11 protein-coding genes and 1 tRNA gene are annotated in these 14130 nt (G+C 60.6%); 6 read left to right on the forward strand and 6 right to left on the reverse strand.

Translation table 11 applies throughout. From position 1 onward, the window contains the following. Positions 1 to 45: 45 nt before the first annotated feature. The 5 genes from ASE94_RS15925 to ASE94_RS15945 form a co-directional block, all read right to left on the reverse strand. A complete protein-coding gene (locus ASE94_RS15925) occupies positions 46 to 507 on the reverse strand; it encodes an SRPBCC domain-containing protein (RefSeq protein WP_062631209.1) in 462 nt (153 codons plus the stop codon). Beyond that, the gene (locus ASE94_RS15930; RefSeq protein ID WP_200913663.1) at positions 504 to 1733 is read right to left on the reverse strand and encodes an MFS transporter; all 1230 of its coding nucleotides are present in this window, start codon (positions 1731 to 1733) and stop codon (positions 504 to 506) included. The genes ASE94_RS15925 and ASE94_RS15930 overlap by 4 nt, the downstream gene beginning before the upstream one ends. Before the next feature lie 143 nt (positions 1734 to 1876). Further along, positions 1877 to 1952 (reverse strand) — tRNA-Asn (locus tag ASE94_RS15935). Positions 1953 to 2048: 96 nt separating this feature from the next. Beyond that, on the reverse strand, positions 2049 to 2678 hold the full coding sequence (locus ASE94_RS15940; RefSeq protein ID WP_062631210.1) for a molybdenum cofactor guanylyltransferase: 630 nt from the start codon (positions 2676 to 2678) through the stop codon (positions 2049 to 2051). Further along, positions 2675 to 3865 (reverse strand): benzoate/H(+) symporter BenE family transporter, encoded by a 1191-nt coding sequence (locus ASE94_RS15945; protein ID WP_200913665.1) that lies wholly within the window; start codon positions 3863 to 3865, stop codon positions 2675 to 2677. Before ASE94_RS15945 ends, ASE94_RS15940 begins: the two co-directional genes overlap by 4 nt. Before the next feature lie 203 nt (positions 3866 to 4068). On the opposite strand from ASE94_RS15945, the gene ASE94_RS15950 reads away from it, so the two are divergent. From ASE94_RS15950 to ASE94_RS15960, 3 genes are all read left to right on the forward strand, one after another. Beyond that, positions 4069 to 4971 carry a polysaccharide deacetylase family protein gene (locus tag ASE94_RS15950; protein WP_200913667.1) on the forward strand — a complete coding sequence of 301 codons (903 nt, stop codon included), beginning with the start codon at positions 4069 to 4071 and terminating at the stop codon, positions 4969 to 4971. A 140-nt stretch (positions 4972 to 5111) separates the two neighbouring features. Then, the gene (locus ASE94_RS15955) at positions 5112 to 6113 is read left to right on the forward strand and encodes a Gfo/Idh/MocA family oxidoreductase (protein ID WP_061906889.1); all 1002 of its coding nucleotides are present in this window, start codon (positions 5112 to 5114) and stop codon (positions 6111 to 6113) included. 138 nt (positions 6114 to 6251) lie between these two features. Further along, on the forward strand, positions 6252 to 7340 hold the full coding sequence (locus ASE94_RS15960; protein ID WP_061906888.1) for a LacI family DNA-binding transcriptional regulator: 1089 nt from the start codon (positions 6252 to 6254) through the stop codon (positions 7338 to 7340). Here ASE94_RS15960 and ASE94_RS15965 read toward each other — a convergent pair. Then, positions 7337 to 8362 (reverse strand): LacI family DNA-binding transcriptional regulator, encoded by a 1026-nt coding sequence (locus ASE94_RS15965; protein ID WP_061906887.1) that lies wholly within the window; start codon positions 8360 to 8362, stop codon positions 7337 to 7339. The genes ASE94_RS15960 and ASE94_RS15965 overlap by 4 nt on opposite strands. A gap of 208 nt (positions 8363 to 8570) precedes the next feature. Here ASE94_RS15965 and ASE94_RS15970 point away from each other — a divergent pair, with 208 nt between their 5' ends. The 3 genes from ASE94_RS15970 to ASE94_RS15980 all read left to right on the forward strand — a co-directional run bounded on the left by ASE94_RS15970 (position 8571) and on the right by ASE94_RS15980 (position 14056). Next, complete coding sequence (locus ASE94_RS15970) at positions 8571 to 11351, forward strand: glycoside hydrolase family 2 (RefSeq protein WP_062631211.1); 2781 nt, start codon at positions 8571 to 8573, stop codon at positions 11349 to 11351. A 272-nt stretch (positions 11352 to 11623) separates the two neighbouring features. Continuing rightward, positions 11624 to 12706, forward strand: coding sequence for a sn-glycerol-3-phosphate ABC transporter ATP-binding protein UgpC (gene ugpC, locus ASE94_RS15975; RefSeq protein ID WP_062631212.1), 1083 nt, complete (start codon positions 11624 to 11626; stop codon positions 12704 to 12706). 75 nt (positions 12707 to 12781) lie between these two features. Then, complete coding sequence (locus ASE94_RS15980) at positions 12782 to 14056, forward strand: extracellular solute-binding protein (RefSeq protein ID WP_062631213.1); 1275 nt, start codon at positions 12782 to 12784, stop codon at positions 14054 to 14056. Positions 14057 to 14130: the final 74 nt, after the last annotated feature.

Below are 14130 nucleotides of genomic sequence, written 5' to 3' on the forward strand. Positions count from 1 at the left end.
CGCTCCCGCTCGTTTACCGAACTACGCGCCAATGGCCCCTGCGGTTCAGTCCAAAACTTCTTCCATGACCTCTGCAAGCTGCTCGAGCGTCGCGCTCCATGCTTCCATCGAGAAGATGCGCGTCTGTGGATCGGCATGGGGAAGGCCCCGCTCGACCAGCGTCAGCTCCATATTGTCGTCGCCGATGGCGCGGAATGTGATGTCGAGGACGAAGATCAGCTCTTCCTCTGTTTCCGCATCACGATGCACCCAGGACATGACCAGCTTTTCGTCCTCCACGAATTGGAGGATCTCTCCCGTCACTTCATGATCGGCCTCGTCCTCATCCCCAAAAGTGACGAAGCGATACTGGCCGCCTTCGAAGGCGTCGAATTCGGCCTCATCGACCTGCCATTGTTCGATCAGCGCCGGGTCAGTCCAAGCCGAGAAGACGTCGCTGACATGCGCGCCGATCTTGCGGGTGAGGGTGATCTGGCTTTCGTTGTCGAGGTCGATTTTGTCGCTCATGCCAGCTTCTCCTTTTGTTCGGGATGAAGTTCTGCCGTTTTGGGCAGAAGAATGGTGAGGATACCCAATGCGGGTAGGAAGGCGCAAATCTGGAATACCGGAATGATCCCGATCCAGTCTGCGACAGCGCCCATGGCCGCGGCTCCCAGTGCGCCAATCCCGAACGCAAAGCCGAAGACAAAGCCCGCAATCATGCCAACTTTGCCCGGGACCAGTTCCTGCGCATAGACGACCATGGCCGAGAATGCCGAGGACAGAACGAGCCCCGTGAGGATGCTCATTACTGCTGTGCCGGTGAGATCAAGATAGGGCATCAGAAGCGTGAAGGGCAGGGCGCCCAGGATGGAAACCCAGATCACCGAAAGCCGCCCATAGCGGTCCCCGATCGGTCCGCCGATAAACGTGCCTGCCGCCACAGAGCCCAAAAAGAGAAAGAGGTAGATTTGGGCATCCGGTGCCGAGAGACCAAACTTTTCCATGAGGAAAAAGGCGTAATAGGTTTTGAGGCCTTCGATATAAATAAATTTGCTGAGCAGCAGCGCCCCGATAACGGCAAATGCAACGATCAACCTGTTGCGCGACAAAGCCGGCTTCTTGATCGCGGCGGCCGGACGCGATGCCGCTTGCCGCTGATGCTCGACAAACCAGCGCCCGACATAGGTCAACAGCGCCACACCGGCACACCCTAAAATCAGGAACCACGCAGTCGTCGTCTGCCCCATGGGAATGAGAATCATGGCCGCGGCCAGCGGTCCGAGTGCCGTACCCAGATTGCCGCCAACCTGAAACAGCGATTGCGCAAAGCCGAGCTTGCCGCCCGAGGCCATACGGGCCACGCGCGACGCTTCAGGATGGAAAATGGCGGAGCCGGTACCCATCACGACCGCTGCGAGGAAAAGCCACATAAACTGATTGGCAAAAGCCAGACCAACGATGCCGACCGAAACTATCACCAGCGAGACAGCCAGACTATAAGGCTTGGGCTTGAGGTCGCCGCGGAGGCCAAAAAGCGGTTGCAGCAGGCAAGCCGTAATCTGCTGGCCAAGCGTCAACAGCCCGATCTGCAGATAGTTCAGCTCATAGTTTTCCTTCAGCAGCGGATAGAGCGCTGGCAGGAGGAACTGCAGAAGATCGTTGAGCAGATGCGCGCCACTGACGGCAAGAATGATTGCCAGCGTGGTTTGCTGCCCGGTCATGGACGCGGGCGTGTTGGATGCGGTGGTCATGTCGGACAATCCAGGAGAGGTGGTCTCCTAGCGCGCTAGCGCGGCAAGGGCAACTCTCGCGCACGATATTGCACGCCATAGCTCATCATGAGCGTGAGCCAGAAAATATCGAGAATTTGTGGGGATCTTGGAAAGACCCGAAATGGCTCCGCGAGCTGGACTCGAACCAGCGACCATTCGATTAACAGTCGAACGCTCTACCAACTGAGCTATCGCGGAACACTTCGGTGTTGCCTTCGCGTTGAAGGCGAGGTCCGTGTACCCAAACCGATCTGGTTTGCCAAGTCCTTATTGCGGAGCCTGTGCATAAATATGTCACGAAGACTGCCGTACCACCGCGTCTAAGTCCCGCAGAGCCCGGCGCTGCAGGGCAATAAGGTCGGCAAGAGTGTTGAGATTGGCAAACGGATCCTCCGAACACCGATCAGACCAATCTACCATCTGAGCCTCCAACAGATTTAGAATCGCCTTCGGTCCCGCCGTCGGTGCCACAGATTCGAGACCGCTGATCAGGTGTGAAAGCCGAAAGGCACTGTTTGTCGGATAGAGCGCGTTACCCCAGGTGGCCAAGGCAGATCCTCGCGCCTCTGCTTCCTGAGCGAGACGATAAACGTAGTCATCCGGCGCAAAAGGTGTATCGACCGCCAGAAAGACCAGGATATCGTCTGGGCTAGCGCGATCTGCGAAATGACGTGCAGCCGCCGTGAGTCCCGCCAGCGGCCCACGTCTTTCCCGCTCCCCATCACGAATAAGCACCGCATCGCCTAGTTCGTCGCCCGCAAAGTCTGCCGGCGCTGAAACGGCGATCTCTGACACCCGGCCCCGGAAAACCCCCGTAGCGCGATCGATAAGCCTTTTGCCGCCGATCCGGATGTCGGCCTTGCGCACCCCACCAAGCCGCGTTCCGCTGCCGCCGGCAAGGATAATACCGAAGACCTTGGTCACGCCGCGCGCTTTCGCAGCAGGATCAGCAAGGCAATGCCGCCCACGAGCCCCCAGAATGGCGCACCGATCCCGAGGATGGTGATTCCCGATGCGGTAGCGACAAAAGTCAGGATGGCCGGCAGCCGCGCTTCCTCAAGATCGAGAGCGCCCGCCAAAGCCGAGGCAAGGCTAGAGAGCAAGGCCAATCCAGCAACAGCCTGGATGAGCAGCGGCGGTGAGGCCGCAATAAATGCTGCTGCCAAGCTCGCCGCCATCCCAAGGAGAATATAGGTGGCCCCCGCCGCAACTGGGGCCGGCCAGCGTTTTTCCGGATCAGGATGCGCCTCTGGTCCCGCGCAGATGGCCGCGGTGATGGCGGCCAGATTGGTCGTATGCCCGCCGAAGAGAGCCGTTCCGGCACTCGCTAGGCCCGTCATCACGAACACCGGTGCCGGCGCGATTGTGTACCCGTTGGCTTTCATCACCGCGATTCCTGGCAGGTTCTGCGAGGCCATCGTCACCACATAAATCGGCAAAGCGATCCGCACGACCGCGTCCCAGCTAAATTCGGGCATGACAAAAACGAGCGCTGGCCAAGTGCCATCAAGCGCTCCGGGCGGAAGATGCGTCGTGAGTGCCAAGACGATCCCCGTCACCAACACGGCAATGGGCACGGCATAGCGGCGCGCAAAGCGCAATCCCAACATCCAGGCGAGGAGGATCGGCGCCGCCAGTATCGGCGCCTCGGCAAGCGCAGTGACAGGCGCTAGGCAAAGCGTAAGAAGCATGCCTGCCAGCATCGCATTGGCTATTGCCGCCGGGATAGCTGCGATCAATCGCGCCAAAGGTTTGACCAGGCCGGTGAGAACGATGAGGCCTGCCGCAACGAGAAACGCGCCCGCCACTGCGGAAAAACCACCGACAGGTTCGCCAACGGTAAGCAAAAATGCCATTCCCGGTGTGGTCCATGCAAAGCTGACGGGAACGCGCACGCGCCAAGCGACGACCATGTTGAGGACGCCAAGCGCCAAGCAAACCGAGAACAATCCCGACCCCGCTTGTTGCGGTGTTGCTCCTCCGGCTGTCAAAGCAGCCAAAACGACGGTGAATGTGCTTGCATAACCGACCACTGCGGCAAGAGCGCCAGCCATGATCGGCTGCAAAAAATCTTTGCGTGTCGGCGCGAGGGTTGGCGAGCCCGCATCCATGGCGATTCCCCGAAAAAGTCCGCGTCACGCTAGCGATTTTTCGCGAGCGATCCAGCCTTTCGCGCCCTTGGAACCCTCGCGCCGCAAGTCTTAAAAGCAGTTAACTTATTGAAAGGTAAGCTCTTCTTAAGGCCTCACGAGCGAAAAATTAACTATAATCGCAAATTGTCGGCGTTAGTTCCATGTGATGCCGAGTGTTTATCGTGTCGCCCTCCCGCCTTCTGCTTTGCCTTGTGGTTTCCGGCCTTATGCTGGGCGGTTGTGCCAAGCCGGTGAGCTCGCAAATGCAGTTTGCGGCGACGCCGAAAGTGGACGAGGTGAAGACTTCCGCCATCGCCGTGCCTGCTGTCCTCAAGATGGAACAGCCCATGCCCGCCGAGATCCTTTCACCCCGCAACATTGGGGGCAGGACCCTTGCCGTTGCCACAACCGCCGACATCGTTCTGAGGCCCGGCGAAGTTGTCCTGACCTTTGACGATGGCCCGCGCGCTGGCAAGACCGAAGCCATCCTTGCCTCCTTGGCCGATTATGGCGTCAAGGCAACTTTCCTCATGCTCGGCTCTTCGGCCGCTGCCAATCCAACCCTGGCGCAGCGGGTCGCCATTGCAGGTCATACGGTTGGCAGCCACACCTATGCGCACGTTAATCTTGCCGATCTCACGCGGCAGGAAGCGATCGTCGAAATCGTCAAAGGCGAGGACGCCGTTTCGGCTGCGCTGGCTGGCGCCGGCCAAAAGCTCTCGCCCTTCTTCCGCTTCCCATACCTGTCCCAGACAGGCTTTCTGCGCACCGGCCTTCTTCAGAGCGGCGCCGTCGTTCTCGACGTCGATATCGACAGCAAGGACTATTACAAGGATACGCCCGCGACCGTCGCCGCGCGCACTCTCTCCCGGCTCGAGCAGCGCGGCAGTGGCATCGTGCTCTTTCACGATATCCACCAGCGCACCGTGGATATGCTGCCTGTCTTCCTCGATCAGCTGGCCCGCCGCGGCTATACGGTCGTCCGCCTTGTCCCTCGCGACACCTCCATCTTTGGCCGTGATCTCATCACTGCGGGTGTCGTCGAAGACGCGTGTGGCGATTGCAAAACTTCGGTCGTCAATTAGCGGTTCAGTTCGCGACTAAGACCATAGCCCAGAAGCCAAAATCGCGCTCCATTTCGCCGATTGGTGGATTAGCCCGTCATTCGGCGTGCGAGTGACACGTCTATCACATATAGACGTGTGCAAAAGGGGAGATTGGCGACATGGTTCTGCGTTTGGGAGTGATTGGTGCGGGCCTGAAGGCGGCTGACTATGCCAAGGGTTGGGCCGCAATGCCCGACGTAAAAATTGTCGCCAGCGCAGAAGTCAGCGAGCTATCGCGCAAGCGGTTTGCCGATACCTGCGAAGTTGCTGGCGCGTTGCGTCCGGCCGAGTACGCCAATGCAGAAACCATGCTCGCCGCGATGCAGGGCAAGATGGATGCGGTCTATGTGTCGACCCCGCACGTTTTCCACGGCGCCAATGCGCTGGCCGTCATCGAAGCCGGTTTTGACCTTCTCCTCGAAAAGCCGATGGTGACAACGGTCGAGGAGGCCCTTGCATTGGTAGAAGCCGAAAAGCGCACTGGGCGCACGGTGGTCATCGCTTTCCAAGGCGGCCTGTCGCCTCTCGTCCACGATACCAAGAACCGCGCTCGCCGAGGCGATTTTGGCGACCTCGTCAGCGTCAATGCATCGATCTGGGAGGGGTGGGCGACCAACTATGCCGGCCAGTGGAAACAAAACCCCGCCATCTCGGGTGGCGGCTTCATGTTCGATACTGGCGCCCACATGATGAATACCGTCTGCGTGCTCGCTGATGCCGAGTTCGAGCGCCTTTCCGCTTATGCCAATAATCGCGGCCTCGCCGTCGATCTCGCCACCGCTGTCGCTGCGCGCCTCAGCAATGGCGCCCTTGTCACCTTCAATGCTGCCGGCGATGGTCCCCCAGGCTGCGCCTCCGCCATTACGCTCTTTTACACCAAGGCAATTATTCGCATCGACGCCTGGGGCGCGTGGCGTGAGGTAACGATCAATGGCGTCGCTGAGCCACGGGAAGAAAACGAGATCCGCGATACGCCTATGCAGACTTTCCAGGCCGTTCGCGACGGGCGGTTGGAAAATCCCTCTACAGTCGCCAACGGCCTGCGGTTTGCGCGCCTTTGGGATGCGATCAAGGAATCGGTGACCGGCGATGGCACGCCCGTCACCATTCAAGCCCCGTAGACTTTCAGACAAATTCAGAGGCCTGCGCTGGAGTTTTTCGCCACACCCTGACCGACTGGTCCGGCCATCATTTTCACCCGGAGACACTCTGACTAATAGGTGCTAAAGAATATTAGCACCTTGGTTTGGGCGGATTGCATGGACTCAATCGACAAGAAGCGGAGCAACGCCCCCGCAAATCGCCGTCTGAAAGAAGGCGTCGAGCGACGCGCGACAATGACGGATATTGCTCGGGAAGTTGGATGTTCGCAGGCGACTGTGTCGTTTGTGTTGAACAATGCGCCTGGCATTCGGCTCTCGGATGAAACGCGGCGGCGGGTATTTGAGACGGCACGGCGGATTGGGTATGACGTGCCATCGGCGGCGCGGACGGTTGAGAGTGGGCGGCCGGGGCGGGGGCAGCATATTGCATTCTTGGTCGATCAGTTGGCGACGAGCCCGGAGGCTGTGCAGGCGATCGAGGGGTTAAGCCAGGCGGCGCAGGCGGCTGGGGGGCTGGTCTTTGTGGCGCAGAGCCGCGGGGACGAGGAGACGGAGCGCGATCTGGTCGAGGCCTTTGTCCGGCAGGGTGCCACGGCACTTGTCTATATGACTATCTTCACGCGCGAGGTGAAGCTGCCGAAGATACTACAAGATCTTGATATCCCTGTGCTTTTGCTCAACTGCTATGCTGTGGGGCAGGCCGTTCCCGCGGTGGTGCCGAGTGAGATCGCCGGAGGGCAAAGGGCGACGCATCATCTGATTTCCAAGGGCCATCAGCGCATTGCGACGATCACCGGCGAGGCGTGGATGGAGGCCGCGCAGGATCGTCTGAAGGGGTATCGTCGTGCGCTGGCGACGGCGGATATTCCGTTTGACGACGATCTGGTTTTTGCCGGGGACTGGTCGGCCAGTGCTGGCTATGAAGCGACGCGGAAAATCCTTGATTTGCCTGAGGTTCCGACCGCGATCTTTTGCCAGAACGACCGTATGGCGATCGGCTGTTATGAGGCGCTGAAAGAGGCGGGATATCAGATCCCGCGCGATATGTCGGTGGTGGGTTATGACGACGAAGAGATCGCGCGCCATCTCCATCCACAATTGACGACATCGGTGCTGCCGCATCGGGCTATGGGGCAGTGGATTGCCGAGCAATTGGCTGATGGCCAGGTCGAGGCAAGGTATCCGCTGACCAAGCTCGAATGCCCTCTCGTAGAGCGTGCGTCGGTAGGTAAGCCTCGCCCTTAAGACTTTGGTGATGCTATCGAATTCCTCTCCATGAATTCGCATTCGATCTTGAGCTTTTGCATGCCTTCATCGGCGTCCAGGTCCGTAAAGCCATCGAGCAATTGGCCGACGGCCCAGCGTGCCATTTCGTCGTGGGGAAGCACCATGGTCGAAAGCGGCGGGTCCATATTGGCCGAGATGTCTTCGTTGTCGAAGCCGACAATGGAGAGATCGCCTGGGATGCTGAGGCCCAGGATACGGGCGGCTTCATAGCAGCCGATGGCCATGCGGTCGTTGAAGCAGAAGATTGCCGTGGGGCGATCGGGGCGAGAGAGCAGTTCTAGGGCGCGTTCGCGGCCGGCGCGGATGGAGTAGCCACCGAGGGTGACGAGGGATTCGTCAACCGCAATGCCCGCCTTGGCCATGGCCTGGCGGAAGCCTTTCTCGCGGTCGCAGGCGGCTTCGGCGGTCTGGTGCTCGCCCGCGAGGTGAGCGATTCGGGTGTGGCCCGCTTTGATAAGGGCGTCAGTTGCCGAGTAGCCGCCAACGATGTCGCCGGGCACGGCGGACGGGTGGTGGAGGCGCTTTTCGTAGCAGTTGAGAAGCACTAGGGGCAGCGCCGAAAAACTTGAAGGAACAATGACTTCGCGAGTCATAAGTGTCGTATAGATAGCGCCGATGGCCTTTTGGGCGACAAGCATGTCGAGGCCGGCTTGTTCAAGGGCAGGGCTGTTGCCGGTGCAAAAAGTGGCGACAGTAACATCCTGCAGCGCGGCCTCGTCGCGGGCGCCTTCGAGGAATTGCGCGGCGAAGGGCGTGGTCGAGACTTCATCGATGAACAGGCCGATGACGCGCTGGCGCCCGGCGGGCACCGGATGGGTTTTGCCGCGGCGATAGCCCAATTGCTCGGCGGCTTCCTGCACGCGGCGGCGGGTGGTTTTCGATACGCGCGCATTGGGAACGCCATTGAGAACAAGCGACACGGTGGCCTGCGAGACCCCGGCACGCTCGGCCACGTCGTGCATTGTTGCGCGCTTTTCCATCGTCTCTCCGAAGTGCGGGATAATTCTCTAACCCGGATTCGAAAGCGTGCCCATTCCGTTAGCAGTCCGTTAGCTTCGAGAGTTGGTTTTCTGCGAGTTGGTTACGGATGTGTGGATCGCGGCGCCCTTGATTTCGCCCACTTGCCAAGCGCGGGCTTTTCGCCCTACTCTGATAATAATATAACTAATACGCTTAAGGGTGGGGAATATGAACCTTGGTCGTGCAGTCGCCGCGGAGGAAGTCGGCGCACCACGCAAGAGCTTGTCGCTGGACGGTGTCTGGCAGTTCAAGCACGAGGATGGCGCATGGCGCGAGGCGCATGTGCCCCAGCCTTGGCAGGCTGAATTCTCCGACCTCGTCGATACCTTTGGCCATGCCGTCTACAAGCGCAGTTTTGCTGTGCCGGCCGGCTGGGATCGGCAGGAGCTGGTGCTGCACTTTGGCGCGGTGAGCTATTTTTGCGAAGTGTTCCTGAATGGGCAGAAGCTGGGCAGCCATGAAGGCGCCTTCCTGCCGTTTGAGTTCGTGCTCGATAGCAAGCTGCTGCGCCCGAGCAATGAGGTTGAGGTGCGCGTGACGATGCCGTCGGCCGATCATCGCGCCTTCCCTGACTTCCCGTTTGGTGAAGTGCCGCATGGCAAGATTTCCTGGTATGGCCGGATTGGTGGCCTCTGGCAGTCGGTGACGCTGCAGGCGCGCGATGCACGGCGGCTTGAGGCCGTGGTCATTACGGCCGGTACCGATGGTATTGTGAAGGCCGAGCTGGACTTTTCCGCTGCGGCCGCGAGCCTGCCGGTCAAGCTCGCCGTGCGCGATGCCGGTGGCAATGTAGTAGCCGAAAGTTCGGTGACAGCAGCGGCTTCGGTTGCGGTCGAACTGGCCGTAACGGCGCCAAAGCTTTGGGGTATCGATCAGCCCAATCTCTATACGCTGACTGTCTCGCTTGGCGACGACGTCGATGTCGTCGAAGAGCGCTTTGGCTTCCGCTCGGTTGAAACGCGGGACGGCAAGATCCTCATCAATGGCGAGCCGATCTTCATGCGCGGTGCGCTCGATCAGGATTACTATCCTGACGGCATCTACACGCCGCCTTCGCTGGAATTTTTGGAAGACCAGGCCAAGAAAGCCAAGGAGCTTGGCCTCAACACGCTCCGCTGCCACATCAAGGTGCCGGACCCGCGCTATTATGACGTGGCCGATCGCTATGGCTTGCTCGTCTGGACCGAAATTCCGAACGTCGCGAATTTTACCTCGAAATCGGCGAAGCGTATGCGCGACACGATGACAGGGATACTCAAGCGCGATCGCAACCATCCCTCGATCATCGCCTGGACGATCATCAACGAGGACTGGGGCACCCGCATGCTCGAAAATGCCGAGCATCGGCAGTGGGTGAAGGACACCTATGACTGGCTGAAGGCCGAGGACAAGACGCGCCTTGTGGTCGACAACTCGGCTTGCTTCCCCAACTTCCACGTCAAGACCGACCTCAACGACTACCACTATTATCGCTCGGTGCCGGAACGCCGACAGGAATGGGACGACATCACCGCGCAGTTCGCGGCCGGTGCTGATTGGACTTTTTCGAGCCTCGGCGATGCCGAGCGCAAGGGTGACGAGCCGCTGATCGTTTCCGAATTCGGCGTCTGGGGTCTGCCTGACCCCAAAAAACTGCGCCGTGAAGATGGGTCGGAGCCGGACTGGTTCGAGACGGGTTCGCTCTGGGGCGATGGCGTGGCGCTGCCGCATGGCATTGAGGATCGCTTTGGTGCGCTCGATCTGGCGAAAACCTTCGGCTCGTTCGATGCCTTCATCGAGAACGTGCAGTGGTATCAGTTCATGAACCTGCGCTACGAAATCGAGGAAATGCGCCGCTATTCCTCGATCATGGGCTATGTGATCACCGAGCTGACCGACGTGCATTGGGAGGCAAATGGCCTCCTGGATATCGAGCGGAATCCGCGCGTGTTCCATGATGTGTTTGGGACGATCAATACCGACGTGGTGATCGTGCCGCGCCCGGCGCGCTACTCGGCCTATCTTGGCGAAACGCTCGATATTGAGCTGAAAATCGGGACCGGTGGCGAGACTATTCCGGCCGGCGCCGTGCTGCGCTGGAGCGGCGAGGTTTCGGGATCGGTCGATGTGCCGGCGACCGGAAAAGTGTCGACGGCCGATCTGGGCAAGATCGGCTTTGCCCTGCCGCAGGGCGGCGACAACCGTGTTCTATCCATAGAATTTGTGCTGGAGGCCGGTGGATCGGTTCTCTCGCGCAACACTTGCGAGATCGCGCTTTACCAAAAGCGCGATACGGCCGGGCGCCCCTCCATCGCCGCGGCCGATTCCTCCCTCGCAAGTTATGCCAGCGGCCTCGGCTACCGTGTGGTACCGGCTGCCGGGGCCGATGTGGTGCTGGTGCATGCGGTGGATGGCGACGATGTCGAGGCCATCAAGGCGGGCGCGCGCTATCTGATCCTCGCCGATGGGACGGTGGAGACCAACAAGAACCTGCGGACGGACATGCCGGACGGGGAACTGCCGCATCGCTCGATCGTGGCGGATGGCAAGACGTTCAGGCCAAGCCTCGATCAGCATTTGCCGGGCATCAGCCTGGTCGAGCGTGACGGGACGATCTGGCGGGGCGACTGGATTGCCGGGTTCTCGTGGGTGCGCCGCGAGGGGGCGTTTGCGAACATTCCGGGTGGGCCGATCTTTGATCTGAGCTTTTCCGATGTTGTGCCGCATCACCTGCTTACGGGGTTCAGGCCTTGGGAATTTGGCAACAATGTCATCGCGGGGATGGTCTGCGGCTGGGTGCACAAGCCGGCGGCGATCATTGGTGAAAAGCGCGTTGGCCGGGGTGGCGTTGTCGCGACGACGTTCAGGCTGACGCGCGAGGCGCCGGGGGCTGATCCGGTGGCGGCGGCGCTGTTTGATGGGTTGGTGGCGACGGCAAGTGAGTTGAAGGTGGATGAGGGGGCGCTCTGAAGTCTTAGCGACCACCAGCTTTCCTTCTCCCCTTGAGGGAGAAGGTGCCCCGAAGGGGCGGATGAGGGGTATGCGGAGCCAATAACTCGCTCCTCTGCGGAGGATAGATACCCCTCACCCTGGATTTTCGCTGGACGCGAAAATCCTGTCCCTCTCCCTCAAGGGGCGAGGGAGCGCCGGTGGGTGGGGAGAGGACGAGGATGCAGGCCGCTAGTCGAGCGGCGCGAGACCAGAAGACAGCAAAGCTGCGCTGGTTGAAGAGGAGGAAAGAGATGGCCGATATCGTCCTTCGGGATGTCAGCAAGTCCTATGGCTCCGTGCAGGTGCTGGACAGCGTCAGCATGCATATTCGCTCGGGTGAGTTCATCGTTTTCCTCGGGCCTTCGGGCTGCGGGAAATCGACGCTGCTGCGGATGATTGCCGGGCTTGAGGCGGTCAATGGCGGGGAAATCCACATCGGCGACAAGCGTGTTGATACCCTGCCGCCGAACCAGCGCGAAGTGGCGATGGTTTTCCAGAATTATGCGCTTTATCCGCATATGACGGTGCGCCAGAACATGAGCTTTGGGCTCGAAAATATCGGCACCGACAAGGCCGAGATTGCGCGCCGGGTCGACGAGGCAGCGCGGATGCTCGAGATCACGGCGCTGCTCGATCGGCGGCCGGCGCAGCTTTCAGGTGGACAGCGGCAGCGCGTTGCCATCGGGCGGGCGATTGTGCGCGAGCCCAAGGCGTTTTTGCTCGACGAGCCGCTTTCCAATCTCGATGCGGGGCTGCGGGTGCGGACGCGGGTGGAGCTGGCGCAACTGCATCAGCGCATCGGCACGACGATGATTTTCGTGACCCACGACCAGACCGAGGCGATGACGCTGGCGAGCCGGATTGTCGTCATGAACAACCGCAAGGTGGAGCAGATCGGCACGCCGATGGAGGTGTATTCGAAGCCCGCGAGCCGGTTCGTGGCGGCCTTTGTCGGTTCGCCCTCGATGAACTTTTTGCCGGTGACGGCGCTGGCCGATGAAGGCGGGCGCGTCGCGGTGACGGCGGGTGGAACGCGGATTGCGACGACTATTCCGACCGCGCTTGCGCCGACCGTGGGGCAGGGGCTGACCTTTGGCGTGCGGCCCGATGCGTTGCGCGTGGCGGCGGACGGCGAGGTGGCCGGGACCATTGCGCTGGTCGAGCGGCTGGGGGACCGGACGCTGATCCATGCGCGGCTCGAAGACGGCACGGTGGTCGTCGGCGACGATATCGGCAAGTCGACCCTCGAAGCCGGGCAGTCGGTGCGGCTCAAGGTCGATGGTTCGGCAGTCCATCTCTTCGATGCCGAAGGGAAGGCCTATCACGCCGACTGAGGAGAGTTTCCGCCGGGAAAACAACAAGCGCCCGGCTGGATGAATGCATGCATTGGGCATGTTTGGGAGGAAAGTATGAAACAGACTTTGAAGCGACTGGCTTTGGTGTCGACGGCGCTGATGGCGCTGACCCATGCCGCTGCGGCCCAGCAGAATGTGGTCTGGTGGGATTTTCTCGCCGGCGGCGACGGCGTGCGCATGAAGGCGCTGATCGACCAGTTCAACACCGAGCATCAGGGCGAGATCACAATCGAGAACACGACGCTCGAATGGGGCACGCCATTCTATACCAAGCTGCAAACCTCGGCGGCGATCGGGGAAGGTCCCGATATCGCGACCTATCACCTCAGCCGCATTCCGCTCGCCGTCGATAGCGGCACGCTGAGCGAGATCACCGATGAGGATATGTCGGGCGCAGGGATTTCCGATGCGGACTTTACGACGGCCGCCTCGGATGCAGGCAAGGTCGATGGCACGCGCTATGCCGTACCGTTCGATCAGCACGGGCTCATTCTTTATTATAACAAGGACATGCTCGCCGAAGCCGGCCTGATCGGCGACGATGGCCTGCCCGCGGGTCTTGATGGGCTCGAGAATTTCAACAAGATCCTGGCTGATTTCACCAAGGACGGAAAGTACGGCATCTCGACCCCGACGGGCGATCGCTACCGCACGATCTACTCGCTGTTCGGCCAGCAGGGCGGCACGATGTTCGATGAAGCCGCGGGCGGTTTCTTCCCGACGGACGAGGACGTCACCAAGCTCACCAACGCCATCGATGTGGTGAAGGGCTGGGTCGATAGCGGCTATACGCCGGTGCAGGTCGAAAGCCCGGCGGCGCTGGCGCTCTTTACCTCTGGCCAGTCGCCGTTCTTCATCATGGGCAATTGGGAAATCCCGACCATGGTCGATCTCCATGCCAAGGGCGAACTGTTCGAATGGGGCGCGGTAGAATTGCCGACGCTGTTCGAAAACAAGGCCGCATGGTCTGACTCGCATGCCTTCGTTATTCCCGCCAATGCCGGCAAGGAAGCTGATGCGGACAAGCGCGCGGCGGTGATGAAGGTGATTGCCTGGATGGACCAGCATTCGCTCGACTGGGCTGGCGCGGGTCATATCCCGGCCTTCAACGCCGTGCGTGAAAGCGCCGAATTCCAGGCGCTGAAACCGCAGTCCGATTATGCCGGCTTTGCCGACACGGCCGTGTTCGATCCGCGCACCGTGCTCGCCGGGCCCGCCGCGCCGCTTGGTGATGCGTGGAGCAACTACATCAATCCAGCCACCACGGGTGAAATCGAGCCAGCGGATGCCGCCGTGCAGATGCGGGATGATTTGAACGGGCAGCTTTAGGACTAGACCCGATGGGCACCCTCCCCCTTGCGGGGAGGGTTGGGGAGGGGGACTTGGGCCAAGATATCGTGGCT

The organism is Devosia sp. Leaf64 (assembly GCF_001421945.1).
GTDB lineage: Bacteria > Pseudomonadota > Alphaproteobacteria > Rhizobiales > Devosiaceae > Devosia.

Bases quoted from the DNA above. Each gene is read 5' to 3' on its own strand.
- ASE94_RS15925 (WP_062631209.1), bottom strand. From the start codon at position 507: ATGAGCGACAAAATCGACCTCGACAACGAAAGCCAGATCACCCTCACC.
- ASE94_RS15970 (WP_062631211.1), top strand. From the start codon at position 8,571: ATGAACCTTGGTCGTGCAGTCGCCGCGGAGGAAGTCGGCGCACCACGC.
- ugpC (WP_062631212.1), top strand. From the start codon at position 11,624: ATGGCCGATATCGTCCTTCGGGATGTCAGCAAGTCCTATGGCTCCGTG.
- ASE94_RS15955 (WP_061906889.1), top strand. From the start codon at position 5,112: ATGGTTCTGCGTTTGGGAGTGATTGGTGCGGGCCTGAAGGCGGCTGAC.
- ASE94_RS15960 (WP_061906888.1), top strand. From the start codon at position 6,252: ATGGACTCAATCGACAAGAAGCGGAGCAACGCCCCCGCAAATCGCCGT.
- ASE94_RS15965 (WP_061906887.1), bottom strand. From the start codon at position 8,362: ATGGAAAAGCGCGCAACAATGCACGACGTGGCCGAGCGTGCCGGGGTC.
- ASE94_RS15930 (WP_200913663.1), bottom strand. From the start codon at position 1,733: ATGACCACCGCATCCAACACGCCCGCGTCCATGACCGGGCAGCAAACC.
- ASE94_RS15980 (WP_062631213.1), top strand. From the start codon at position 12,782: ATGAAACAGACTTTGAAGCGACTGGCTTTGGTGTCGACGGCGCTGATG.
- ASE94_RS15945 (WP_200913665.1), bottom strand. From the start codon at position 3,865: ATGGATGCGGGCTCGCCAACCCTCGCGCCGACACGCAAAGATTTTTTG.